General features: G+C 60.4%; 26 protein-coding genes and 1 pseudogene. 17 read left to right on the top strand and 10 right to left on the bottom strand.

Annotated features, from left to right (window positions below; translation table 11 throughout):
- Positions 1 to 594, bottom strand: a complete 594-nt coding sequence (locus tag LB555_RS04105) for a hypothetical protein (protein ID WP_140661971.1) — start codon at positions 592 to 594, stop codon at positions 1 to 3.
- A 333-nt stretch (positions 595 to 927) separates the two neighbouring features.
- Here LB555_RS04105 and clpP point away from each other — a divergent pair, with 333 nt between their 5' ends.
- From clpP to LB555_RS04085, 4 genes are all read left to right on the top strand, one after another.
- On the top strand, positions 928 to 1,557 hold the full coding sequence (gene clpP / locus LB555_RS04100) for an ATP-dependent Clp endopeptidase proteolytic subunit ClpP (RefSeq protein ID WP_015318198.1): 630 nt from the start codon (positions 928 to 930) through the stop codon (positions 1,555 to 1,557).
- A gap of 295 nt (positions 1,558 to 1,852) precedes the next feature.
- On the top strand, positions 1,853 to 3,127 hold the full coding sequence (clpX, locus tag LB555_RS04095; RefSeq protein ID WP_013532190.1) for an ATP-dependent Clp protease ATP-binding subunit ClpX: 1,275 nt from the start codon (positions 1,853 to 1,855) through the stop codon (positions 3,125 to 3,127).
- A 274-nt stretch (positions 3,128 to 3,401) separates the two neighbouring features.
- Positions 3,402 to 5,813 carry an endopeptidase La gene (gene lon / locus LB555_RS04090; RefSeq protein ID WP_015318197.1) on the top strand — a complete coding sequence of 804 codons (2,412 nt, stop codon included), beginning with the start codon at positions 3,402 to 3,404 and terminating at the stop codon, positions 5,811 to 5,813.
- Positions 5,814 to 6,009: 196 nt separating this feature from the next.
- Positions 6,010 to 6,282, top strand: a complete 273-nt coding sequence (locus LB555_RS04085; RefSeq protein ID WP_015318196.1) for an HU family DNA-binding protein — start codon at positions 6,010 to 6,012, stop codon at positions 6,280 to 6,282.
- A gap of 84 nt (positions 6,283 to 6,366) precedes the next feature.
- Here the strand turns inward: LB555_RS04085 and LB555_RS04080 are convergent, their stop codons facing one another.
- Complete coding sequence (locus LB555_RS04080; RefSeq protein WP_140874244.1) at positions 6,367 to 7,389, bottom strand: aldo/keto reductase; 1,023 nt, start codon at positions 7,387 to 7,389, stop codon at positions 6,367 to 6,369.
- Positions 7,390 to 7,597: 208 nt separating this feature from the next.
- On the opposite strand from LB555_RS04080, the gene LB555_RS04075 reads away from it, so the two are divergent.
- Genes LB555_RS04075 through LB555_RS04065 form a run of 3 tightly spaced genes read left to right on the top strand, consistent with a single transcriptional unit; the run spans position 7,598 to position 10,139 of the window.
- Complete coding sequence (locus LB555_RS04075) at positions 7,598 to 8,143, top strand: SIS domain-containing protein (protein ID WP_263488935.1); 546 nt, start codon at positions 7,598 to 7,600, stop codon at positions 8,141 to 8,143.
- Between the two features lie 3 nt (positions 8,144 to 8,146).
- Positions 8,147 to 8,890, top strand: a complete 744-nt coding sequence (locus LB555_RS04070) for a creatininase family protein (RefSeq protein ID WP_224682329.1) — start codon at positions 8,147 to 8,149, stop codon at positions 8,888 to 8,890.
- A 55-nt stretch (positions 8,891 to 8,945) separates the two neighbouring features.
- Positions 8,946 to 10,139, top strand: coding sequence for a hypothetical protein (locus LB555_RS04065; RefSeq protein WP_224682328.1), 1,194 nt, complete (start codon positions 8,946 to 8,948; stop codon positions 10,137 to 10,139).
- 12 nt (positions 10,140 to 10,151) lie between these two features.
- On the opposite strand, the gene LB555_RS04060 is transcribed toward LB555_RS04065, so the two are convergent.
- The 3 genes from LB555_RS04060 to LB555_RS04050 form a co-directional block, all read right to left on the bottom strand.
- A complete protein-coding gene (locus LB555_RS04060; RefSeq protein ID WP_023773222.1) occupies positions 10,152 to 11,069 on the bottom strand; it encodes a carbohydrate ABC transporter permease in 918 nt (305 codons plus the stop codon).
- A gap of 6 nt (positions 11,070 to 11,075) precedes the next feature.
- Positions 11,076 to 12,197 (bottom strand): carbohydrate ABC transporter permease, encoded by a 1,122-nt coding sequence (locus LB555_RS04055; protein WP_140717506.1) that lies wholly within the window; start codon positions 12,195 to 12,197, stop codon positions 11,076 to 11,078.
- 69 nt (positions 12,198 to 12,266) lie between these two features.
- On the bottom strand, positions 12,267 to 13,931 hold the full coding sequence (locus tag LB555_RS04050) for an ABC transporter substrate-binding protein (protein ID WP_015318190.1): 1,665 nt from the start codon (positions 13,929 to 13,931) through the stop codon (positions 12,267 to 12,269).
- Positions 13,932 to 14,207: 276 nt separating this feature from the next.
- On the opposite strand from LB555_RS04050, the gene LB555_RS04045 reads away from it, so the two are divergent.
- From LB555_RS04045 to rbsK, 3 genes are read left to right on the top strand one after another with little or no spacing between them, the layout of a single operon-like run.
- Positions 14,208 to 15,257: an ABC transporter ATP-binding protein gene (locus LB555_RS04045; protein ID WP_224682327.1), complete on the top strand. Its 1,050-nt coding sequence runs from the start codon at positions 14,208 to 14,210 to the stop codon at positions 15,255 to 15,257.
- Between the two features lie 27 nt (positions 15,258 to 15,284).
- The gene (locus tag LB555_RS04040) at positions 15,285 to 15,737 is read left to right on the top strand and encodes an RbsD/FucU family protein (RefSeq protein WP_140617019.1); all 453 of its coding nucleotides are present in this window, start codon (positions 15,285 to 15,287) and stop codon (positions 15,735 to 15,737) included.
- 4 nt (positions 15,738 to 15,741) lie between these two features.
- Positions 15,742 to 16,671 carry a ribokinase gene (gene rbsK, locus LB555_RS04035; protein WP_224682326.1) on the top strand — a complete coding sequence of 310 codons (930 nt, stop codon included), beginning with the start codon at positions 15,742 to 15,744 and terminating at the stop codon, positions 16,669 to 16,671.
- 70 nt (positions 16,672 to 16,741) lie between these two features.
- Here the strand turns inward: rbsK and LB555_RS04030 are convergent, their stop codons facing one another.
- Complete coding sequence (locus LB555_RS04030; protein ID WP_015318186.1) at positions 16,742 to 17,257, bottom strand: hypothetical protein; 516 nt, start codon at positions 17,255 to 17,257, stop codon at positions 16,742 to 16,744.
- A gap of 67 nt (positions 17,258 to 17,324) precedes the next feature.
- Here LB555_RS04030 and LB555_RS04025 point away from each other — a divergent pair, with 67 nt between their 5' ends.
- Positions 17,325 to 18,107, top strand: coding sequence for a hypothetical protein (locus LB555_RS04025; protein ID WP_224682325.1), 783 nt, complete (start codon positions 17,325 to 17,327; stop codon positions 18,105 to 18,107).
- A 20-nt stretch (positions 18,108 to 18,127) separates the two neighbouring features.
- On the top strand, positions 18,128 to 18,985 hold the full coding sequence (locus LB555_RS04020) for a hypothetical protein (RefSeq protein WP_224682324.1): 858 nt from the start codon (positions 18,128 to 18,130) through the stop codon (positions 18,983 to 18,985).
- Positions 18,986 to 20,041: 1,056 nt separating this feature from the next.
- Here LB555_RS04020 and LB555_RS04015 read toward each other — a convergent pair.
- Positions 20,042 to 20,227: a hypothetical protein gene (locus tag LB555_RS04015; RefSeq protein ID WP_224682323.1), complete on the bottom strand. Its 186-nt coding sequence runs from the start codon at positions 20,225 to 20,227 to the stop codon at positions 20,042 to 20,044.
- Positions 20,228 to 20,382: 155 nt separating this feature from the next.
- Positions 20,383 to 20,595 (bottom strand): hypothetical protein, encoded by a 213-nt coding sequence (locus LB555_RS04010; RefSeq protein ID WP_224682322.1) that lies wholly within the window; start codon positions 20,593 to 20,595, stop codon positions 20,383 to 20,385.
- A 107-nt stretch (positions 20,596 to 20,702) separates the two neighbouring features.
- Here LB555_RS04010 and LB555_RS04005 point away from each other — a divergent pair.
- A pseudogene (locus LB555_RS04005) lies at positions 20,703 to 20,930 on the top strand (hypothetical protein); the annotation flags it as partial.
- A 24-nt stretch (positions 20,931 to 20,954) separates the two neighbouring features.
- Complete coding sequence (locus LB555_RS04000; RefSeq protein ID WP_140716700.1) at positions 20,955 to 21,221, top strand: HNH endonuclease; 267 nt, start codon at positions 20,955 to 20,957, stop codon at positions 21,219 to 21,221.
- Between the two features lie 616 nt (positions 21,222 to 21,837).
- Here LB555_RS04000 and LB555_RS03995 read toward each other — a convergent pair.
- Together LB555_RS03995 and LB555_RS03990 are read right to left on the bottom strand one after the other, a co-directional pair.
- Entirely contained in the window at positions 21,838 to 22,134 is a 297-nt protein-coding gene (locus LB555_RS03995) for a hypothetical protein (RefSeq protein ID WP_224682321.1), read from the bottom strand.
- A gap of 21 nt (positions 22,135 to 22,155) precedes the next feature.
- Positions 22,156 to 22,707: a hypothetical protein gene (locus LB555_RS03990; RefSeq protein ID WP_140663818.1), complete on the bottom strand. Its 552-nt coding sequence runs from the start codon at positions 22,705 to 22,707 to the stop codon at positions 22,156 to 22,158.
- Between the two features lie 389 nt (positions 22,708 to 23,096).
- Between LB555_RS03990 and LB555_RS03980 the strand changes: the two genes are divergently transcribed.
- From LB555_RS03980 to LB555_RS03970, 3 genes are all read left to right on the top strand, one after another.
- Positions 23,097 to 23,447 (top strand): hypothetical protein, encoded by a 351-nt coding sequence (locus LB555_RS03980; protein ID WP_224682319.1) that lies wholly within the window; start codon positions 23,097 to 23,099, stop codon positions 23,445 to 23,447.
- A 107-nt stretch (positions 23,448 to 23,554) separates the two neighbouring features.
- On the top strand, positions 23,555 to 23,860 hold the full coding sequence (locus LB555_RS03975; RefSeq protein WP_224682318.1) for a hypothetical protein: 306 nt from the start codon (positions 23,555 to 23,557) through the stop codon (positions 23,858 to 23,860).
- A gap of 101 nt (positions 23,861 to 23,961) precedes the next feature.
- Positions 23,962 to 24,393 (top strand): hypothetical protein, encoded by a 432-nt coding sequence (locus LB555_RS03970; protein WP_224682317.1) that lies wholly within the window; start codon positions 23,962 to 23,964, stop codon positions 24,391 to 24,393.
- Positions 24,394 to 24,439 lie beyond the last annotated feature (46 nt).

Below are 24,439 nucleotides of genomic sequence, written 5' to 3'. Positions count from 1 at the left end.
CTAGTCCTGGCAGTGCCTTGGAATATGCACCCGCCGCCAGCCGGATGAGCCTTCGCGCACCAGCACGCGGCGCGGGACGGTCTGGTACGCGGCGGGAATATCGATGACGCGCCTTTGCTCGGGCCGCACCAGCACCTCCTCGGCGATGCTGTCATATTGCGCCGGAATGACGACGCGCCGCGTGCGCTCGGGCTGTATCACCACCGTCTCGGCGACGCGTTCAAAGCGTGCCTTGTGCCAAACCTTGCACAACACGCGGCGGCCATGGATGACGCGCCATTTCCAGGAATAGCCGCCGCTATCGACCCTGACGGTGTGGTAGACGGTCCTGGTGGCCGCAGGCACCACTTCATACCGAACCTGGGCCGGCACAGTCACCACCACTCGCTCGCGCGTGCCATAGATCGGCGGATCATAGTCGACGATCTGCTGGCCGGGAGGGCTGACCATGACGTCTTCGTAGACCGTGTCGTAAACGGCCGGTGTGTGGACGGGCTCGTAGCATTCGACGGCGCGACCACCGGCCGCCGTTTGCGAAATCGAGCCGAGCATGGTCATCCCTGCAATGGTGAAGCATGCGGTTTTCCCGGACATGGCACTCCCCGTCTGAACTGTAGGCACAAGTTCAACGTTGAATTGTAGGGGAAGCCGTTGCGGAGAAAAGCGGTTTTGGCGCATTTCGTTAAGTGACGAGGTTAAGAAACTGCTACCCTGGCGGGGCCGGTCGGTATTTGAGGTCGGCGTGGCATCAGCTGCTGCTAATTCTTGCCCGGAAGCTTGATTCGACTTACCCAGATGGCTAGGACGGGTCGGCCTTGCACAAGGATGAGCCGGCATCCTATTTACATCTTAACGATCCAGAACCGATTCTGCCCGAGCTGCCAGCTGTCCGGCGCCGGAATCCCACCGCGAGACAAGAGATAACTGATGAAGAATCCCGTCGAAACCTACATGAACCTCGTTCCGATGGTGGTCGAACAGACCAATCGCGGCGAGCGGGCCTACGACATTTTCTCGCGCCTCCTCAAGGAGCGCATCATTTTCATCACCGGTCCGGTCGAGGACGGCATGGCGACGCTGGTCTGCGCGCAGCTCCTGTTCCTCGAAGCGGAGAACCCGAAGAAGGAAATCAACCTCTACATCAATTCGCCGGGCGGCGTCGTCACCTCGGGCATGGCGATCTACGACACCATGCAGTTCATCAAGCCGGCCGTGTCGACGCTGTGCATCGGCCAGGCGGCCTCGATGGGCTCGCTGCTGCTGACCGCCGGCCACAAGGACATGCGCTTCGCCACGCCGAACGCCCGCATCATGGTTCACCAGCCGTCCGGCGGCTTCCAGGGGCAGGCGTCCGATATCGAGCGTCACGCCCAGGACATCATCAAGCTGAAGCGTCGCCTCAACGAGGTCTATGTCAAGCACACCGGCAAGAGCTATGAGGACATCGAGAAGACGCTCGACCGCGACCATTTCATGACCGCCGACGAGGCCAAGGATTTTGGCCTGATCGACAAGGTCATTTCGTCGCGCGAGGCGGCCGAGGGGGCGTTGGCATAAAGGCTAGTTGGCAGTTGGATGGCACCATCACGCGCTTTTGGCGTGTCTTGCGTCATTTCGGCCACAATTGGCTGTTCCCTCGGAGGTCGGGATTGCCTACGTTAAGGCTATGTTGATTTTCGACGGCTTAGCTTTGCGTGGGGAAGCTGCGAATCATTGCCACGTTTTCTGATTTGTGTTTCGTACGGAATACGTTGCGGGAGCCGGAAGACTGGCGGCGGCGGATTCCCGCGATAAATAGAGTATGCGCCCTTTCAGCCAGACCATCGGCGGGCGGCCATGAAAGGACATGAAAATGAGCAAGGTCGGCAACAACAGCGGTGATTCCAAGAACACGCTTTATTGCTCGTTTTGCGGCAAGAGCCAGCACGAGGTGCGCAAGCTGATCGCCGGTCCGACGGTGTTCATCTGCGACGAGTGCGTCGAGCTGTGCATGGATATCATCCGCGAGGAGAACAAGACCTCGATGGTGAAGTCGCGCGAGGGCGTGCCGACCCCGCAGGAGATCCTCAAGGTTCTCGACGACTATGTCATCGGCCAGCCCTACGCCAAGCGCGTGCTGTCGGTGGCCGTCCACAACCACTACAAGCGCCTCGCGCATGCTGGCAAGAACAACGATGTCGAGCTGGCCAAGTCCAACATCCTGCTGATCGGCCCGACCGGCTGCGGCAAGACGCTGCTGGCACAGACGCTGGCCCGCATCATCGACGTGCCCTTCACCATGGCCGACGCCACGACGCTGACCGAGGCCGGTTACGTCGGCGAAGACGTCGAGAACATCATCCTGAAGCTGTTGCAGTCGGCCGACTACAATGTCGAGCGCGCCCAGCGCGGCATCGTCTACATCGACGAGATCGACAAGATTTCACGCAAGTCCGACAATCCCTCGATCACCCGCGACGTGTCGGGCGAGGGCGTTCAGCAGGCGCTGCTCAAGATCATGGAAGGCACGGTCGCCTCCGTGCCGCCGCAGGGCGGCCGCAAGCACCCGCAGCAGGAGTTCCTGCAGGTCGACACCGCCAACATCCTGTTCATCTGCGGGGGCGCCTTTGCCGGGCTGGACAAGATCATTTCGGATCGCGGCAGGAAAACCTCGATCGGCTTCGGAGCTGTCGTCGCCTCGCCGGAGGATCGCCGCACGGGTGATGTTTTCCGCCTGGTCGAGCCCGAGGATCTGTTGAAATTCGGCCTCATTCCGGAGTTCGTCGGCCGTCTGCCGGTCCTGGCGACGCTGGAGGATCTCGACGAGCCGGCACTGATCCAGATCCTGACCGAGCCGAAGAATGCGCTGGTCAAGCAGTACCAGCGCCTGTTCGAGATGGAAAATGTCGATCTGACCTTCCACGAGAACGCGCTTTCGGCGATCGCCAAGCGCGCCATCGAGCGCAAGACCGGCGCGCGCGGCCTGCGTTCGATCATGGAAGCGATCCTGCTCGACACGATGTTCGAACTGCCGGCGCTCGAAGGCGTGCGCGAGGTTGTGATTTCGGAAGAGGTGGTGACCGGCAGCGCCCGGCCGCTCTACATCTATTCCGAACAGAAGGAAAAGAAGGGCAATGTCAGCGCCTGATATGGCACTTGGCCCTATATTTTTATGGAACGGCGCCCCTGCGGCGCCGTTTTGCTGTGAGGAACCGGCACAGCGTCGCGATGGAGTGGATTGGGGACGATGTTAACTCTTGATCTTTGCCCTGCCTGCCTCCACCTAACACGAGAAGGCCGAGGTGCCCGATTTCTGTGCTGTAAAACTCCCGTCATAAACGGTGGTAGGCGGAACGATCCCCGGTCGTTAATATGAGATTCGCGGTTGGCCTGATGGTGGCCGCGACATGAAAGGTTGGACAATGGCCAAAATATCCAAGGCTCCCAGCGACGGCGTCTTCGCGGTCCTCCCACTGCGCGACATCGTGGTGTTCCCGCATATGATCGTTCCGCTCTTCGTCGGGCGCGAAAAGTCGATCAAGGCGCTGGAAGAGGTGATGGGTCAGGAAAAGCAGATCCTGCTTGCCACCCAGATGAATGCCGCCGATGACGATCCCGAGCCCGATGCGATCTTCGACATCGGCACGCTCGCCAATGTGCTGCAATTGCTGAAGCTGCCCGACGGCACCGTCAAGGTCCTGGTCGAGGGCGCCTCGCGCGCGAAAATCGTCTCCTTCACCGACCGTCCCGACTTCCACGAGGCCAAGGCCACGGCGCTGGTCGAACCGGAAGAGGAGGAGGTCGAGGTCGAGGCTCTGGCCCGCTCGGTCGTCACTGACTTCGAGAACTACGTCAAGCTGAACAAGAAGATCTCGCCCGAAGTGGTGGGTGCCGCCAGCCAGATAGACGACTATTCCAAGCTCGCCGACACGGTTGCCTCGCATCTTGCCATCAAGATCCCTGAAAAGCAGGAAATGCTGGCCACGCTTTCCGTCAAGGAGCGGCTGGAAAAGGCGATGGGCTTCATGGAAGCCGAAATCTCCGTCCTGCAGGTGGAGAAGCGCATCCGCTCGCGCGTCAAGCGCCAGATGGAGAAGACGCAGCGCGAATACTACCTCAACGAGCAGATGAAGGCGATCCAGAAGGAGCTCGGCGAGGGCGAGGATGGCCGCGACGAGGCCGCCGAGATCGAGGCTCGCATCAAGAAGACCAAGCTCTCCAAGGAGGCCCGCGAAAAGGCGGATGCCGAATTGAAGAAGCTCAGGACGATGTCGCCGATGTCGGCCGAATCGACTGTCGTGCGCAACTATCTCGATTGGCTGCTGTCGATCCCGTGGGGCAAGAACTCCAAGGTCAAGCAGGACCTGGCCTACGCGCAGAACGTGCTCGACACCGATCACTTCGGCCTCGACAAGGTCAAGGACCGCATCGTCGAGTATCTTGCCGTACAGAGCCGCCAGAAGAAGCTGAAGGGGCCGATCCTGTGCCTCGTCGGCCCTCCCGGCGTCGGCAAGACCTCGCTCGGCAAGTCGATCGCCAAGGCGACCGGTCGCGAATTCATCCGCATGGCGCTTGGCGGCGTGCGTGACGAGGCCGAGATCCGTGGCCACCGGCGCACCTATATCGGCTCGATGCCCGGCAAGGTCATCCAGTCGATGAAGAAGGCCAAGAAGTCCAACCCGCTTTTCCTGCTCGACGAGATCGACAAGATGGGCCAGGACTTCCGTGGCGATCCGTCGTCCGCGCTGCTCGAGGTGCTCGACCCCGAACAGAACTCGACGTTCATGGACCATTACCTCGAGGTCGAATACGACCTGTCGAGCGTGATGTTCGTGACGACGGCGAACACGCTGAACATCCCTGCGCCCCTGATGGACCGCATGGAGATCATCCGTATCGCCGGCTACACCGAGGACGAGAAGATCGAAATCGCCAAGCGGCACCTGATGCCGAAGGTGATCCGCGATCACGCGCTGCAGCCCAAGGAGTTCTCCGTCGGTGAGGACGCGATCCGCGCCATCATCCAGACCTACACCCGTGAAGCGGGCGTCAGAAGCTTGGAGCGCGAGTTGATGAAGCTCGGGCGCAAGGCGGTGACCGAGATCCTGAAGACGAAGAAGAAGACGGTGAGCATCACGGCGGCGAACCTCGCCGACTATCTCGGTGTTCAGCGCTACCGCTTCGGCCAGGTCGAGGCTGACGATCAGGTCGGTGTCGTCACCGGCCTTGCCTGGACGGAAGTCGGCGGCGAGCTGCTGACGGTCGAAGGCGTCATGATGCCCGGCAAGGGCCGCATGACGGTGACCGGCAATCTGCGCGACGTCATGAAGGAATCGATCTCGGCGGCGGCCTCCTATGTCCGCTCGCGCGCCATCGATTTCGGCATCGAGCCGCCGCTGTTCGACAAGCGCGACATCCACGTGCACTTGCCGGAAGGCGCCACGCCGAAGGACGGTCCGTCCGCCGGTGCCGCCATGGCCACGGCCATCGTGTCGGTGCTGACGGGTATTCCGGTGCGGGCCGATGTGGCGATGACTGGCGAGATAACGCTTCGCGGCCGCATCTTGCCGATCGGCGGCCTCAAGGAGAAGCTGCTCGCCGCACTGCGCGGCGGCATCAAGAAGGTGCTGATCCCGGAAGACAACGCCAAGGATCTGGCGGAGATCCCGGACAACGTGAAGAACGGCATGGAAATCATTCCGGTCTCACGCGTCGGTGAGGTGTTGCGCCACGCGCTGGTGCGGATGCCGGAGCCGATCGAATGGGTCGAACCGGTCAATCCGCCGGCTTCCACGGACACGAGCGATGACGCTGGAAAGTCGCTTGCGCATTAGTTTTTTCTAAGGTTGCAGCGCACAAACAGAAAGCCGGGCCTCGCGCCCGGCTTTTTCATGTGAAAAACCCCGGAATTCCGGGCTTTTTCCGCTATTTTCCTGCCTTTTCGACTTGGTTGCGGGAACGCTTCTTTCTAAAGTCCGTTTCCTGCCGGATGAGTCGTGAGTTCCGGTGTTCTCATGGAAGGGAATTTTTATGAACAAGAACGAACTGGTGTCCGCTGTCGCCGACGCCGCGAGCATTTCGAAGGGTGACGCGCAGTCTGCGGTCGATGCAGTGTTTTCTGTCATCTCCGGCGAACTGAAGAAGGGCGGCGATGTCCGGCTTGTCGGCTTTGGCAATTTCACCGTGTCAAAGCGCGCCGCATCCACCGGCCGCAACCCGCAGACCGGCGCCGAAGTGAAGATCCCGGCGCGCACCGTGCCGAAGTTCTCGGCCGGCAAAGGTCTCAAGGACGCCGTCAACTAAGCGCGTTTTTATTTTTGAAAAAACCAGAAAAGCCGGGCTTGCCCGGCTTTTCTTTTTCGGCGTATTGGGCCGGACGGTAGCTCCTCAAGCTGTCGGGGCGTCGGCGCGCATGAGGCCTTCGTTCTTGAGGTCGGCCCAGAGCGCTGCAGGGAGTTTCGCGTCCAGCAGCGAGCGGTTGCTCTCGACCTCTTCAGGCCGCTGACCGCCGGGGATGACCGAAACCACCGACGGGTGCAACAGCGGGAACTGCAGGGCGGCTTCGATCAACCTGACCCCATGGCGCTTGCAGACGGCCTCGATGCGCGCCACGCGATCGAGCACATCCTGCGGCGCCTCGGAATAATTGTAGTAAGCGCCGGGCTTCGGTCCGGTGGCCAGGATGCCGGAATTGTACGGGCCGCCGAGAACGATGCCGATGCCGCGTTTCTGGCAAAGCGGCAGGAACGATGTCAGCGCCTCCTGTTCCAGCAGCGTATAGCGCCCGGCAAGCAGGAACAGGTCGAAATCGCCGCGCTCGGCCAGGGTCTGGGCCACCTGCCATTCGTTGATGCCGCCGCCGAACGCCTTGATGACGCGCTGGTCGCGCAAGGCGAGCAGGCCATAATAGCCCGAGCGCATGAACTCCTCGATGCGCCGGTCGGACGCCTCCTTGCTGCCGTGGGTGAAGATATCGACATCGTGCACGAACAGGATATCGATGCGGTCGACGCCAAGCCGCTCCAGCGAGGCCTCGAACGAGCGCATGACGCCGTCATAGCTGTAATCGTAGACCTCCTTGCGCGACGGCGTGTCGAAGAACTTGCCGATGCCGGTGCGCTCTTCTGGCGGGCAGGCGCGCATGATGCGGCCGACCTTGCTCGACAGCACGTAGTCGTCGCGCTTCCTGGATCGCAGGAACGGATTGAGGCGCGTTTCCGATAGGCCGAGCCCATAGAGGGGCGCGGTGTCATAATAGCGGCAGCCGGTCGCCCAGGCGGCCTCCAGCGTCGCATTGGCATCCTCGTCGGAGACGGCGCGGTAAAGATTGCCGAGCGGCGCTGTACCGAAACCCAGCTCCGTGAAGGTGATGCCGCCATTGCCGATGCGGTCGAAATGCCGTGACTTCATATCTTGAAATTTTCCCGGATTGATTTGTCTGACATGACACTATCACGCTTGTGGCTTGGCAAAAGCGCCGCTGAGCGTTGGACACGCATTTTCCCGGTTGCTAGCATGAACGAAATCAAGCTGTTCCGGGGAAAAGCGTGATCAGGAATTGCCAACCCAATTCGATTGCCGGCGCGCAGGCGCGGCCGTGAGCAACTCCAGCTCGGAGATGTTCAAGACCGCGCTCGACGAGCTTGGCGCGGTGCTGGCGCGCGTCGATGGCGATCGGAGCGACGCCGCCTGTGGGATGCTGGTCGGTGCCAGACAGATCGTCGTCTATGGCTGCGGCCGCGAGGCCTTGCAGGTGAAGGGCTTCGCCATGCGGCTCTATCATCTGGGCCTGCCGGTTTCGGTCGTCGGCGACATGACCACCCCGCCTGTAGGGCAGGGCGATGTCCTGCTTGTCAGTTCCGGACCCGGCGAAACCTCGACCGTACTCACCCTGATGCGCATCGCGCGCGAGGCAGGCGCCACCGTCCTGCTCCTGACCGCCCAGGCAGGCGGCAGCGCCGCAGGGCTGGCCGATTTGACGCTGCTGATCCCGGCGCAGACCATGGCCGACGACCAGGGGCCGCAAAAGACGTCGGTGCTGCCGATGGGCTCGGTGTTCGAGGGCGCGTTGTTCGTGCTGTTCGAGATCATGGTGCTGAAACTCAGGGAGATGACCGCGGCGTCGCCGGAAGCCATGCGCGCCCGCCACACCAACATGGAATAGATCATGCGCTATGAACTGATGCTGCCGCACCAGATCCGAAAGGCAATCGCCCAGAATTGGCCGGTCGCGCTGCCGCTCGGCGTGCTGGAATACCATGGCGAGCACATGGCCGTCGGCATGGATACGCTGGCAGTCATCAAGACGCTGGAGCTGTTCGAAAAAGAGAGCGATGTCGTCATCCTGCCGCCCTTCTACTATGGCGCGGCGAGTTACGCGGTGGCACCGCCGGAAGGCAGCGGCTCCGTCCAGGTCGGCGGCAATCAACTGGCGCCATTCGGCGAGGCGCTGTTCTACAGCCTGCTGCGCATTGGGTTTCGCAACATCCACGCCATCATTCATCACCAGACCGAGAATTTCGCTGCCGGCATGCCGACGGATCTCGCCTTCAAGACCGCAGGCAGACAGGCGATCTTCCGCTTCCTCGAGAAGCAGCGTGGCGAGGGCTGGTGGGGTTCAGAGACGATGGCCGACTATTATGCCGGACATGCCGACGGCGAAAACTTCTTCAACTGGGTGCAGGTGCACCCGCTGATGCCGGCCGCCATGAACGGCAAATATCCGTTCGACCACGCCGGCATAGGCGAGACATCGCTGATGCTGGCGCTATGCCCGGAAGCGGTGGACGCCGCGCATTTCGCGGACAACAAAAGCTGGTACACGGCGAACGCCAAGGACGCGTCGGCCGAACTTGGGCAAAAGGGTAGGGATATGATCTTGGATAATCTGCGAAAGATATTGAAGCAGTGAGACGGGATGGTCATCGATCCTGGTGGCAATCAAATTCGTAGAGGGAGAAACCTCGATGGCAAAGGTGCCTGGTGGCAAGGGGGCGCCGCACGTGAGCCGGCAATCGCCCCCTCAGCCCCGCCTAAAACTATTTCGTCCAGTTAGCTGGCGCGGTGGAGTCATAGCCTCTTCCGTCGATGAGTATGTTAGCCATCTGCTGATCGAGCTTGGTCGGCTTCGATTGGAAATCGCCGACATTGAGGATCATGCTAGGCCGCCAAACACCAGAACCGTCCTCTCTGACCTGCTCCAGTGGTTAAGCGATCGACCCGGCAAAGCCTATGCTGAACTTGTTAACTGGAAGACACTTGATTTCGCTCAAATGCGTTCGCGCTTAGAAAAAGATCATACCGTTAAGCCGCGCATTGAGTTGTCAGCTGAGATTACCAAGATGAACAATCTGTCAGTACGTTGGCATCCGGGTGGTTGGCGGGATTCTGAACTCGATTGGCGTCGCTCTGATAACCATTTCTCTAATCTCATTACTCATCGAAAATGGCGTCAGCCGCCGGATTTTCACTGGTTTGTTGGCGACGAGCAACCCACATTTGATAGTCGGCCTTCCAATGAGCTTATGTATATTCGCGGGGTGGGAAACTTAAGCCCGGAGCCTCATGAGGATTATGGGCCATATGCTTCATACAATCGGGATGTTGTCGATTCGATCCTCATCTGCGCCGTCCGCTCGGCCTATGAAACTTTGACCAGACAACTCGATTACAGTTTTGAAGTTACTCTCGTTAACGCTTTTGATTTCGAAACGCGCGATGAGGACGATGAGAGTGATCGGTGGTCGATGAGATATCCAATTCATCGGGTTGTTTCGTGGAGTATCGAAGACGCTGTCGAGCTAAGTGCGCGGCGCGCCCAAGAGGCTGCGCTAGAAAAAGACCGCCGTGATCGTACCAAACTAGAGAATATCAATACGACTTATGGATTCACGCTTGAAGTGTTTGTTGCTGCGCTTATTCGCGCTTCGTCTGTCAAACGTACTGGGCCCGCTCCATCTGGAGAGCATCTCAATCGCAACGCTGCCAAAGAATTACGCAATCTTGGATTTAAGGTCCACGCAGGCGAGGTCCGTGACATCCGAGAACTAATCGAGCGGTATAATTTGGAGACTTTGCCAGAAGCATTGAGACCTGAAGCTCCAAAGGAACCTCCGATAACGCCGACTAACATCGTTCCATTTCCCCAGAGCAGCGAGTGAGGCAATGCCGCATTATTTCACCGCTCCCGCCGTCATGCCCATGATCAGATAGCGTTCCAGCGCGATGCCGATGACCGCCAGTGGCGCGATTGCCGCCGTGGCAAGGGCTGCCATCGACCACCAGTTGATGCCCTGCGAGCCGGTCTGGCTCGCCACCATGACGGGAATTGTCTTGGCGTCCGTGGACGTCAAAAGGGCGGCGAAGAAGTACTCGTTCCAGCACAGCACCATCGCCAGGATGAAGGCGGCCACCATGCCCGGCAGCGCGATCGGCATGACGATACGAAAAAAGGCGCCCCAGATCGACAGGCCGTCGACGAGGGCTGCTTCCTCGAGTTCGACGGGGATGGAATTGAACTGGTCGCGCATGATCCAGATGACGATCGGCAGCACCATCAGCGTGTAGAGCAGGATCAGTCCGACGCGGGTATCGAGCAATCCGACTTCACGGTAGAGCACCAGGAAGGGCAGGGCCAGCACCACCGGCGGCAGGATGAGTTGCGACAGGAAGAAGAAGGAGATGTCCTCGTTCTTGAACCAGGCGAAATGGTAGCGGTAGCGGGTCAGGCCATAGGCGGCGAGGCTGCCGATGATGATCGCCAGGCTCGACGCGCCAACCGAGGTGATGACCGAATTCATGAAGCGCTTGAGGAACTCGTCGCGCACGGTCGATGTCTGGAAGATCGAGTCCGGCGACAGGCCAAGCGATCGCCAGCCTTTCCAATCCGGCTGGAAGTCGACGAACGGGATCAGGTGGCCCTGGGTGACATCCACCGCCGTCTTGAACGATGTGGTGATGGTCCAATAGATCGGAAACAGGCAGATGAAGCCCCAGCAGGCGAGCGCGCCATAGATGAAGACGCGACTGGCGAGGAAGCTCGCCGGCGAGCGGATTTCGGATGCGACGTAGTCGGTGGTCTGAACGCTCATCTCTACCTAATTCACATTGCGCACGAAACGGCTGGCGAACTTCAATAGCCAGGTCACGAACACCACGATGATGACGAGATAGGCCATCGCCAGCATGGTGCCATAGCCGACATTCGAGCGGTCGCGGTACTCGCGGTAGATGAAGCTCGAGACCGAATCGGTGGCGCCGCCTGGACCGCCCGAGGTGACCGTGATGATGATGTCGGCAAGCTTCAGCTTGAAGATGATGCGCAGGATCACCGCCGTCACCGACACCGGCAGCATCAGCGGGAAAGTGACCTGCCAGAAGGTTTGCCAGGCCGTGGCGCCGTCGACACGTGCCGCCTCCAGCACCTCGCGCGACATCGCCTGCAGCCCCGCCAGCAGCATGATCATCATGAACGGGATGAAGGTCCAGGCGTCCAGCAGCATGATCGAGATGCGGGCGGTGATCGGGTTCGAGAAGAAGGCCGGGTCTTCCCAGCCGAGATGGCGCGCCAGCGTGGCTGCCGGTCCAAAGCGGTATTCCATCAGCGACTTGCCGATCATCCACGACACCGCGACCGGCGACAGCATGAGCGGCATCAGGAACACCACCCGGAAGAACTTTCGAGCCCGGATCTGCGCGTTGAGGAGCAGTGCCAGGCCAAAGGCGATGACATATTCGACCAGCACCGCCAGCACATAGAGCACCATGTTGAACAGGGCGTTGCGGTAATAGGGGTCGGCGAGCATCTGCCAGAAATTGTCCAGCCCGTTGAACCTGCGGCCGCTGAAGGAGGAGAGGTTCCAATCGGTCAGCGCGATGTAGAAGCCGAACAGGGTCGGGAAGATCACCATCGCAATGGTGAACAAAAGGGCCGGCAGCAGGAACAGCGCGCGCTGGCCGTCCTCGCCGCGTGTAAGAACCTGGCCGATGCCGATCGCCACACCCCACAGCACATAGGCGTAGACCACGGGCCGCCATGTCTCGAAGCCGATCGTATCGACCTCGGTCTTGTAGAGGATCTGCACCACGATCATCGCCAGCAGGCCGAGCGTGGCAATCGCCATCAGCGCCCAGCCCAGACGCCTGCGGCCCGGCGGGATCAGATCATAGGGGGCGGCGTCTGCCGGCCACCGGGTCGCGGTCGAAGTCTGGTCAGTCACAAATCTCGCCCGTTTGGAAGGGAAGGCTGTGGCCCGGCGTTGCCGCCGGACCACGGTTCACAGGGCAGCCTACATGCCGAGCGAGGCCTTGTAGAGCTTGATCTGCTTGTCGCGGCCAATCTGGTCGGTCAGCTTCTCCCAGGCGGCTGCGATGGCATCGGCGCCTTCCTGCGCCTTCATCTTGCCGGCGAAGGTGTTGGCCAGGATATCCTCGGCGGCGCTGTAATACTGGAAGATGCCGGGGATGCGCGGCTCGATCGCCGCGTTGGGATGGTTGTAGCTGTCGCCTTCCGACTTCAGGTATGAGGTGATGAACGCCTCGTCGTAGCCGGCCGCCACCCACTCCGGAATGTCGAAGTGCGAATTGCGGTAGGGCTGGAAGCCCGACGGATACATCGCCGTCCAGATCGACAGGTCCTTGCCGCCGAGATGGGCGGCGGCCGACCATGCCGCCTTCTTCTTCTTTTCGTCGCTATCGACGCGGGCCATGACATAGACGCCCCAGCCGAGATAGGCGCAGTTGGGCGAATAGTTCGGGCCGCTGGCGAGCTTCTCCCACTTGCCGGTCTTGGAGTTGTAGACATCGTCGGAGCCCGGCAGGATCGAGAAGCCGGTGACATCGCCGATGACCGAGCTGTCATTGGTCTTGACGTTCGAGCCGACGTCGCCCCACCAGGGGATCATCGAGCCGGTGCCGGCCAGGAACTGCTGGAAGGCGGTGGTGTTCGGGTCGGCATTGATCTGGTCGGCCGGCTCCGACGGCAGGGCGTCGATGACGTCCTGGATGGCGCGTACCCAGGCCGGATTGTTGATGCGTGGCTTCATCGTGTCGGCGTCGAACAGCCAGGCCTTGTCGTCGGGATGCTTGGCGTAGGCGGTGGCACGGCTGCCCAGGAAATAGAAGCCGAACCCACCCCAGGGCTTGGGCGCGTCGAGGTAGCCGTAGACATCCTGGCCCTTGAACTTCTTGCCCTTGAGGAACTTGGTCACGGCCTGAACCTCTTGCCAGGTCTTAGGCACGCCCCATTCGCTCGTCGCCCCGCCATCCTTCCACTGCTTGGCGAGGTCGGCATCGGCAAACACGTCGGTCCGGTAGTTGAAATTGTGCGCGTCGCCGTCGATGGTGACCCGGTATTGCTTGCCATCCCACGTGCCGACGGGCGGCTTGAGGTAGTTGACGAGATCGTCGAAGTCGATCTGCTTCTTGACCCAGTCGGGCATCTCCGAAGTCAGGCCCTTGCCGCAGACGTCGCCCTCGAACGGCGCGCCCATCTCGATGATGTCGAAGTCGACGGTGCCGGTGGCGATCGACTGCTGCAGGCGGGCGTTGTAGTCGGCCTGCGCCAGGTCGATCCAGCTGATCTTGGCGCCGGTATAGGTCTCCCATGGCTTCAGGAAACCACGGAACAGCACATTGTGCAGGTTCTGGTTGTTGAGGCCCATGAAGGTGAGCTCGACGCCGGCGAACTCGCCTTCCTTGACATTGGCCTTGGTCGCCTCCAGGCAAAGCTCGCCGACCTTCTGGAAGTCGGCGTCTGTCGGCTGGCCTTTGCCAACCCCGGGGATCTGCAGGATTTTCGAGCGCAGTTCGCTTGCGGCGGAAGCCGGGCGCGTCAGCGCGCCAAGTCCGGCGCCGGATGCGGCGGCGATCGCGGCCATCGAGGCCGCGCCCTTCAATATGTCGCGCCTTGTGGCGCCGGCACGTACCAGTTTGTCGTAAAGACCTACTCGCATGGACTATTTCCTCCCAGAACGTTAGTCGTGAATCGAAAGTGCCAATCGTGCCGGGCGCTGGCCTTTTAGATGCGAAATCAGGACCCCGGCCTGCGTCGCTTCGCGTTCCGTTTTTTCGGGTAGAGTACCGGCGTTCGGATTGGCGCTCGTCACTATTCTCACAACCAAACGCCGTGTCAACGAGGACGGGTTTTTATCTATAAGAGACCGACTTGCCCTGACCGGTCGCGTTGGTTAGCTTCTGCGCCTGCGGCCAGTGGAGCCGATGGGGGAACGATGGCTCAAGTCGCGATCAGCAATGTGGCCAAGGCGTTTGGAACCGTCAAGGTTCTGCACGAAGTCAGCGTCGACATTGCCGATGGCCAGTTCGTCGTGCTTGTCGGCCCGTCCGGTTGCGGAAAGTCCACGCTGCTCAGGATGGTGGCGGGGCTGGAGACCGTCTCCGGCGGCACGATCGCCATCGGTGACCGTGTCGTCAATCACCTGCCGCCCGCAAAACGCGACATCGCCATGGTGTTCCAGAACTATGCGCTCTACCCGCACAAGACGGTCGAGCAGAACATGGCCTTCGCCCTCAAGCTGCGCAAGACCGATCCGGCCGTGGTTGCCGAGCGGGTCAAGCGCGCCGCCGACATCCTCGACCTCAGCCCCTATCTGAAGCGCTACCCGCGCCAGCTTTCCGGTGGCCAGCGTCAGCGCGTCGCCATGGGGCGCGCCATCGTGCGCAATCCGCAGGTATTCCTGTTCGACGAGCCGCTTTCGAACCTCGACGCCAAGCTGCGCGTGCAGATGCGCACCGAGATCAAGGAACTGCACCAGCGGCTGAAGACCACCACCATCTATGTCACCCACGACCAGATCGAAGCCATGACGATGGCCGACAAGATCGTCGTCATGCGCGATGGCCGCATCGAACAGGTTGGCGCGCCGCTGGAGCTTTTCGACCGGCCGGCGAACCTTTTCGTTGCCGGCTTCATTGGCTCGCCGTCGATGAATCTGCTCAAGGGTACCGGGCGCAAGGGCGGCATCGAGATTGCCGGAACGCTATTCCCTGTCGCTCCGAACAACACCGTCGAGGAAGGGCGCTCCGTCGTCTATGGTGTGCGCCCCGAACATCTCGAAATCCATCCCGAAGGCGTGCCGGCGAAGATTTCCGTGGTCGAGCCGACCGGCTCGGAAACCCTGGTGTTCCTCCGCTTCGGCGACGGCGAGATGGTGGCGCTGTTTCGCGAGCGCCATGACTTCAAGCCCGGCGATACGCTGAAGCTCCGGCCAAGGCTCGACCATATCCATCTGTTCGACGCCGAGACCGGCAAGCGTCTCTGATCTCAAACGCACTCCACGAGGACCATCATGCTCAAAGGGATCGATCCGTTGCTCAATGCCGACGTGCTCCAGGCATTGCGCGCGATGGGGCATGGCGACGACCTGATCATCGCCGACACCAACTTCCCGTCCGATTCGGTGGCGCGCCAGACGGCGCTCGGTCGGGTGCTGCGCATCGATGCGCCAGCGGCGCAAGTGGTCAAGGCGGTGCTGTCGCTCTACCCGCTGGACACGTTCGTCGATGATTCCGCCGCCCGAATGGAGATCGTCGGAAAGCCGGACGAGATCCCAGCCGTGCAGAAGGAAGTGCAGAAAGAGATCGATGCCGCGGAGGGCAAGTCCTGGCCGATGGTGCCGGTCGAGCGTTACGCCTTCTACGAGCGCGCCAAGCAGGCCTATTGCGTCATCCAGACCGGCGAACGCCGCTTCTACGGCTGCTTTGCCTTCCGCAAGGGCGTCGTGCCGCCGGATGCGGAGTAGCGGCATGGCCTCGGGCAAGCCGGTCGTCATCCTCGGTGTGTTTGTCGCCGACACGGCCTACAGGGCCCAGCGCCAGCCGCGCATGGGCGAAACGATCCTTGGCAATTCCTTCAAGCTGGGGCCAGGCGGCAAGGGGTCGAACCAGGCCGTGGCCGCTGGCAAGCTGGGGGCCGACGTCGCGTTCCTGACCCGCCTCGGTGTCGATGCCTTCGCCGACATGGCCAAGCGGACCTGGAAGGATGCCGGCGTGAAGAGCGCCGCCATCGACACGCCAGACAGCTACACCGGTGCCGCCTATATCTTCGTCGAGGAGGGGAGCGGCAACAATGCCATCATCGTCAGCCCCGGCGCTGCGATGCTGATCACGCCCGAGGACATCGAAGCCAATGCCGACCTTATCAGGGGTGCCGGTGTTTTCGTGACGCAGCTCGAACAGCCGATCGATGCCGCGATGCGGGCGTTGGAGATCGCGCGCGGGGCCGGGGTGACGACCATCCTCAACCCGGCACCGGCGGCAAAGCTACCCGACCGCATCTACGCGCTCTGCGACTATCTTACACCGAACGAGACAGAGACGGAGGAGTTGACCGGGCTGAAAGTTTCTTCGGTCGAGGAGGCTCGCGCCGCCGCCGGCAAGCTGCTCGAAAAGGGCGTCGGCACGGTCATCGTCACGCTGGGCGAAAAGGGCGCGCTCCTGCACACGAAGGATCGCTCCGAGCATGTTTCCGCCATCAGTGCCGGCCCTGTCGTCGAAACCACCGGCGCGGGGGACGCCTTCAACGGCGGCTTGGCCGCAGCACTTTCGCGCGGCGTGGAGCCGCTGGAGGCGGTGCGCTTCGCCTGCGCCGTGGCCGGCATTTCGGTGACCCGTCCAGGCACGGCACCGTCTATGCCGACACTGCAGGAGGTCGAGGCGTTGCTGGCCAAGCGCTGAGGCTGCTCAGGGTTCGCGGGGTCCCGGAGCCCAGACCGTTCTGGCCTCCGGGTCAGTGGGCGTTGAGAAGCTACTGCATGACGTAGCAGCGCTTTCCCTGGTCGGGAGCGGGATCGCCGAATGCATCGTTGTCGCATTGGACGCCATTGCGGAACACGTCCTGCGTGAACCGGCCGCGGGCGCCATACCTGACCACCTTGCGGCCGTAGAAATCGCAGAATTCGCCTTCCTCGGCGCAGACCGCCCACTTCTCGCGGCGTGGCTGATCGTAGTCGTCGTTCGACTCGTCACGGTCGCGCTTCACGATGAAGCAGAACTTTTCCTTGCCCGGCGCGGGATCGCCGAAAACGCGGTTCGAACAGGGTACCGCGTTGCGCTCGATGTAACGCGAGGTCGTGCGGCCCCTGGCGCCGTAGACGACCTCGGCGGGATAGGGCAGGCGGCAGATCTCACCCTCGCGAGCGCATCGCTGCAGCCGGTCGGCCGACGCGGCGGCGGGAAAAAGGACGGATGCGGCCGTCGTCGCGCCACCCAGGCAAATCAGCGTGAATATCGTGCGCGTGGAAATGTTCGGTGCAATTGACATTACGTCCTCCATGCCATTCCGGCAGCATACTGCAATGTGGCTGCCTGCGGCATGAATCGAGCGTTTTGTGGGCGATTGCGCAAGCAGATTCGCAACGACTAAGTCGTCCGCTGTCCGCAGGGCCTCTTCGTCCGTTGCTTGGCGACTGGTCAGATCGAGCGTCACGTCCTTGGGGGTTTTGCAAAGCACGACTGAGTTTGCCAGCTTTTCTGCCAACCTGGTCTATGCACTTTATCACGATGGCGACCTGATCGTTTTCACCGACGATTTCCATGTCATTCGCATCAATGGAACGACCGCTGCAACGGTGTGGACAAAGACCGTTCCCTATCAGATCACGGCCAGCCTAGTGAACCAGTTCACGCCGCCGGACCTAAACCGGCTCGACGGGACCTACATGTTCCGAGAGCCCGACGCCTACAACTTCACGGATCTCGACACGGGGTTAACGACATCGATTGCCACATCAGGCTCTGTCGGCAAGGTCATTTATGACGACCAGTCGAATCTGTCGGTAACGACCAGCCAGTTCATCGCCCAGCCGCTGAGGACGCTTTTCAATGCTTCTGCGGATGGAGACCTGCGGCGCCTCGACGCTCTCCTGTCGGATCTGTTTGTTCATGGTGGCGGCTACGACCCCGACCAGATCCTCACCATCAACATCGATGACATGATCCAGGGTGCCGTCTTCGACGTGACGGCCGGCGTTCGCGACGTCGCGCGCTCGATCGCTGATCCGTATTCATTCGCGATCTTTGAACGGGCCGGTCAAATCGTTTGCAAGCGCGCCTTCAGTGACGTGATCGATGCCGTCATCTCCTCTGCCGGCGACATCGCCGACATGCCCTGAACGCTGAAAGGAACGACCGAATGTTTATGAGCACAGGTCAGATGTATCGAAACACCGGCGGCGGTGGCGGTGGGGGCACCGGCGGAGACCCGTCCTACTGGAATGCCGGCGGGATGGACGATAGAACATCGTCGATAACCGTCACCACCACAGCCACCCTTGGTGGCGGAACCATCAATAATCTAATCGATGGGGGGTTCGGCAGCAACAGTACGGATTCCTGCTGGTTCAACAACGGCCAGACGCTTCGGGAAATCAAGTTCGACTTCGGAGCCGGTGTCCAGAAGATTATTGACGCCTTTCGCTGGATACAGGACATCGCCGCCGGTTCCCACGGCACATGGGTGTTCGAGGGTTCTAATGACGATAGTTCCTATACAGCTATAGGAAGTCCGTTCGCATTTGGCGGCGCAACCTTGCCATACACCTATTTTACAGGCTCCAACACCACCGCTTATCGCTATTATAAGCTGCGGCAGACCAGCGGTTCGACACTATCCAGCCCTTGGCTTCGCGAGATTCAATTCAGGATCGCCGACCCGGCCATTGGCGAGGTGCGCGATGCGCTGGTGAGCGGCGACCGCACCAGCGTGATTACGACGACGCCGACTGCAACGATGGCTCTAAGCACCCATATCGACAATCTCGTCGATGGCGCTTTCTCGCTGGACGCGAACGACAGCGCAGCGTTCACGGCGGGAGAGTCGTCAAAGGAGATAAAGTTCGACCTGGGGTCGGGCAAGATATTTACGGGTTTCCTATGGCTGCAAAGTGCCGAAAATACCCACGGCACATGGGTATTCGAAGGCTCCAACGACGACAGTACCTACACTGGGCTAGGAAGCAGCTTCACCCTTGGCGGTATCCTGGTCCAGTAACAGACGTGGTCAAACAGCACGGCTTATCGCTACTATAAATTGAGGCAGACCGCCGGCACGACAAACACCTCGCCGTGGCTGATGGAGATTGAGTTCAAGGTCGCCTGAACGAAAAAGTTCGGCAGCCTTGCGTCGGATAGTGGCTTCACGCCGCCGACCGTGGCCTTCCCCAAGGAGTTAGATTGCCCTTCCTCGCCTTCGGTGCCTCTTGCGCATCATCTTGGGGTTTGCCTTTGCGTGGCCATTCTGAGGCGCGTTAACGCCTGCCGTCGCTGACCACGGATGTACTGGCAGCGGCGGCTTCGCCTTCGTTGCCTGGCATTGTGATGACGCGGCCATCACGACTGACTGGCCTTCCTTCAACCCCGTACGGTTGACAACACTCGCTTTCGCGAGGCATTTTCTCTCCCGACGAAAAGTGGGGAGCATCACTATGAAGAAGACCTACGAAAAGCCAGAACTGAAGAAGCGTGAGCGTCTGGGCAGCATCGCGGCCCAGGTGATCGTCATCTCGAAGTCGGCCGGCTAGCCGCTCCACACAAGCATCATCAAAGCTGCCCGCCGGCCGGAGCCAGCAGGCTTTTAGTGTTCGGGAACAGCTCGACTGGTCGCAAGTTCGGGTGAAGCCGGCGGCGCGTCCGGGTCTTTCGCGACGCTGGCCGGCCCGCGCTCTACAGTGGGGTGGGTGCGGACCTCAATGGAACATACGTCAGAGACAAAGGTTCGGGAGCCAGCCGCCTACTCCGGCGGCTCTCCACCTCTGTCAGCTGCCCGCTGGCTCCGGCCGGCGGGCATTTTGTGCGCATGTGGGAACTTGGTATTTCTCGGCAAGTTCGAAAGATGGCAGCTCCCCGCTGCTGGTCAGGATGTCCCCCTGGCCGGGGAATCGGTGAGTCTTGGAGCATGCTCATGGCGCAGCTTCCCTTCAACGCGGCCCAAGCATACATCGGCAAGCCTGTCACATTATGGCGCCATCAGGAAAACTGGGTACGTGTCACGTAGACCAAGGGCGAAAAGCGAACCTTCGCTTACGTTTGTCGGACGGCATGAGCGATTCTAGGGCTGAGTACTATTTTTCAGCAAAAGAGCTTCGCGCACCAGCGACGGCAGACTGCCTAGCCCGATCAAGTCGATAAGCTCGCGTGCTTGGCTGAGCGTGATCCCGGTTTTGTCAACAAGCCAGTTGGCGTGCTTTTCTTTGGCGGATTGGATCGGCATTTTCGATTCATCGAGTTCGATCATGGCGAATGCTCCATGCGAAAGCGATACGTAGCCCTAGTGAAAGTAGGTCGCAAGCCGGCGTAGTGAAATCGTACAAATCAGACAATTCGGCTTTGCGGCCCGCGCGGTCGACGGGAAACGCGCGCTGGCGGGCGTGACGATAGGACTTGCCAAGTTTACGTCGGTGGATTGCGCACGCGATCTTCCAGATCGCGCTGCTTTTCTTCGTTAGAGGCCAGCCGATTGAAGGCGTACTCGGCAAGCATGGATCCGGCGAAGAGGATCAGGAGCGGCGCCGCCCATGTCCAGAAGGAATGCAAGGCGAAAAAGGCCAGGCCGGCGACAGCAGCCGAAACCGCAAAAATCGCGAACCGGATCGTCTGGGCCATCATAGCGGAACCTAATATGCGCCGGCTGCCAGGGCTTGCCAACCATGTCGGGGTCAGGAATATAATCCTTCCGTTGCGGCGAACCTCTCTCAAACAGGAGATCGCCAATGGCCAGGTCCAAACCATCAAAACAGCTTTCCCAAGCTGAAATCGAGCGCTTTCTCGTCGCGGCGGAAGCGCTGCACAAAAGCATCATAAAGCCGTTTATATCGCCGCACTGCGAGCATTACCGCGCCACGCGGACCCTGCATGAGGCGCTGTTGAAGTCAGTGCGGGAAGTGACGGGGAAGGAAGTCGAGTTCATCCAGTGGAACACCACCGGACCGGTGCGGCCGGCGCCTTCTTTGTCAAGCAGTTGCATGCCGACACTGAGAGATCCACAATACCGCGCGTTTGCACGCCGTGAGCTTTATAGACGGCAGGGCGGGAGGTGTGTTTACTGCAACCGCGAGTTCACCAAGAGCGGCCCAACCCGAATGACCATCGAGCACCGGAAGGCCAAGATGAAGGGTGGCAAGGATGACCTTAAGAACCTCGCCGCCGCCTGCTGGCACTGCAACCATCACCGTGGTGAGCAGATGAACGAGACCAAGCAGCGCAAAGAGGCAATGGCAAAGGCGATCTAAAAGCCGAAGTCGGGGCCGTTACCCGGCTACGGCGTGGCCTATGGCGATTCCCAGGCCGATTGCGAAGCCCAGCAGCAAGTTCGCTGCCATTTTGAGCGCAAACGCGCTGTAGCGGCTCCCCTGGCTGTTCTGAGGGGCTTTCAAGGCGCTGGCGATATCATCGAAAGCGTGTTCCATGCCGGGCAACATATACCCGGTGCCGGAATCTGTGAATCCCCGGTTTGTTCACGGCGAAACTGGAGCCGGAGCCTGTCATTTGAGGATGAAGTATAGTGGAATCAGAATAGAAAACGCAGCGACCGCTGTGAGAAATAAGTCTGTGATCATGCCATCGCCGTGCGCGATGACCCGACGCATCGGTATCACGCAGCCCCGCCCCAATTGTTGCCCTAACGGAGCTTTCGCGCAATCAAGGCAGGAGTGCAAGCACTGACCAAAATTACGCTGGGGAAAGAATAGGGGCGTCGTTTATTGGGCAAGAACTGGACGCTTCAGTCAGTCATTGGCGCCAAGTGTGTCCCGTAACCCGGCCTGCAACCACAGCAGGACCCCACCGGTCGAAAAGCTGCCGGCACCAGTGAAATTCTGTTGGCTCTGTATTTCAATCTGGTTGTCATCAGGCGACAGTCCGCTCGATGGTGATTTTCTTCCCTCGGGAAAGCGCGACCAGCAAACCGAGAATGATGTCGCCGAACACCCACAGCCAAAGCAGCATGCCAACCGCAAGTGTCCCGCCGATCGCAGTGCCAGCCTGTCCGGCTGCATCTGTTGTGGCTTGGTAGTGCTCGCTGGAAATCTTGATGGCGTAGAATATCCAGAGCCCCATCAGCGCGTTGAAGGCCAGGAACATCCACCAGAAAATCATTCCGAAGAAACCGCGCTTACGTTTCTCGATGCGCTCGATGTGCGGCATGTTTTCCCTCCCCCTTTTTGGTTAGTAGGACTCAACTGTTCCGTCTTGGTAGACCACCTTCTTGATTGCGATCTCGGCCGTTGCGGTCCCCGCATCCACGGGGCCAACCATCTTGCTGTAGGGATCGTCGTTAAGGAACTGGTTGTCCTCCCAAATTAGGAAGGTGGGGCTTGTCTCGGTCGCGCCCGGCCCGATGTTGACATCCAATTTACTGTCACCGCTTAGGACTACATCGCCGAACGCATCTTTGATGGACACTACCAAAGCCAGGGCCGATACTCTCTTGGCCGTAGAATTGGTAAATGACATATGCAGTTCAATCCGAGGGTTGAAAATCTGCTGTTCGTAATTTTTGGCTTGGATGTTGAATCGAGCTTTGGCGAGAGTAACGGGGGCCGCAGATTTTTGGCCTGTTTCTACTGATGGCGCGCTCGTTCCTAGGCCGTCGTAGCACGCCAGCCGGTCCGCGCCGTTTACCAACTGCCGACAGTTTTCGATGCCCTGAAGGGTTTGAGCTTCTGCATCGCCAGCGACAATCACTAGTGCAAACCACAGGAATTTTCCCCAACCCACAGCACTATGCTCCCCCAGTCAATCCGCCAATACTTGCGCAACTCCAGCACGCGTGCAAGCGAACTTGCGCCTTTAGGCCTTCCGAAGCCTCACGCCAGCGCCGCCGCCATTCTCAGGAATGAACTCGACCCCGGCCGATTCGAGTGCCGCGCGCATCTTGTCCACGCTGCTCAGGCGGGCGTCCTGTCCAGCCTCAAATCGATTGACTGTATTTCCCCCAACGCCAGCCGCCTTGGCTAGGTCGAGAGTGCTCCAATTGAGGGCGGCGCGCCCCATACGGCATTGTACTGGCTTCATGTGGTGTTTTTATCACCAAACATTGTTGACAGCAAACGAACACCCATGTTCAGGCAGCCGGCGAAGCTATGCCCGCTGTCGAGGGAATGCACATGATCACCGGAAGGTTTTCCCGCCGGCTCATTCTTGCCGGGATCGCCTCTCTGCCGGCCATAGCTGGTGCTACAGCGACATGGCCGGCACCGCTGGCCCTTTTGATCTCACCGCCAACCAGGGAAAGCGCTCGTGCCAAACTTGGGCGCCTCGAAGCCCTGTTGGACACGCTGCCGCCACATATCGCAGCCGCCTATCGTGCGCAGATGCACGAGTGGCTTGCCCACATTGTATGGATGCAAGAGAGCGGCGCGCCTCGTGCTGATATCTTGGCCTACATTCGCAGCATGAGGTACAACGATAAAGTCTTCGCACAATTCAAAGCGTCACTGTCGGGGACGACGCTATGAACGCGCCCCTCAGGCTTCTAAAGCCCTATGGAATGCCTGGCGGGGTAGATCCGCGCACATGGCGCCAGGAAGTCCAGAAACGCCTGAACGACCTCCTAGACCGCGCCATGAGCCTCATCACCGCGCTCGACCTGATGGAAGCGGATTGCGACCTTGAAGACGGCGCGGATGCCGAACCGTGGCTTGGGTGGTGTGCGCTCGGCCCGCAGACCGTCAGGGGCTTTGATGACGGCAGGGGCAGTCCCTACGACGACCGGGAGCAGGACAACAGCGACGACGAGGACGACGGTACGCTGGAGCCCACGCTCGGGGCTCCGAACCGGCACCACAATCAAGAGCATTGGGCGGCTGGAGCCCGTGGCGATCATGAACGGGAGGTTTGCGTCGACCGCGAGCAGCCCGATCACTATTAACTGAGAACAGGTTGATCGATTTGGCCCGGCGGCCTAGGCTTCCGGGCCATTTTGCAAGAGTGGACATCTATGTCCTACACTTAGAGCCAGAGGCATGCATCATGTCGCGCGGATTGGGAACGAAGCAACTTCTATTGCTCAAAGCGATTCGCTCGATTGAGCTGGAGCGAGAAGACGAGAGCTCGCTCTGGTCGATCTCCGGCATTCTTGAGCGGGCTTATTCGCTTTCGACCAACATGCAGGATGTAGAGCGCCGCCGCGATGAAGCTTCCGCCGCGCGAGCCGCCCATGTCGACCGGTTGGCAAGAGACGGGGATAAGCGTGCCCTTCTATTAAAGGCGATTGACCGGGGATTGGTCCGCCAATCGAGATGGGAGGTCGGCGAACGCCATAAGCGGCGAACGCCCGAATGGGTCGAACATCACCTCAACCCGTCCCGAACTCTGGCGCTTCTAGAAAAGCGAGGCTTAATCCAGCGCGAGAGGGGATACGCCGGGCTGACCGAGACGGGTCGAGCTAAGTGTAGGACATAGTTGGCGGTTTGCGACCACACGCCGCCACCCGCTGTCTCACGGTGGC

The sequence above is a fragment of the Mesorhizobium sp. BR-1-1-10 genome (assembly GCF_020165595.1).
Lineage (GTDB): Bacteria > Pseudomonadota > Alphaproteobacteria > Rhizobiales > Rhizobiaceae > Mesorhizobium > Mesorhizobium australicum.
This window is presented reverse-complemented; position numbering and strand designations above follow the sequence as displayed.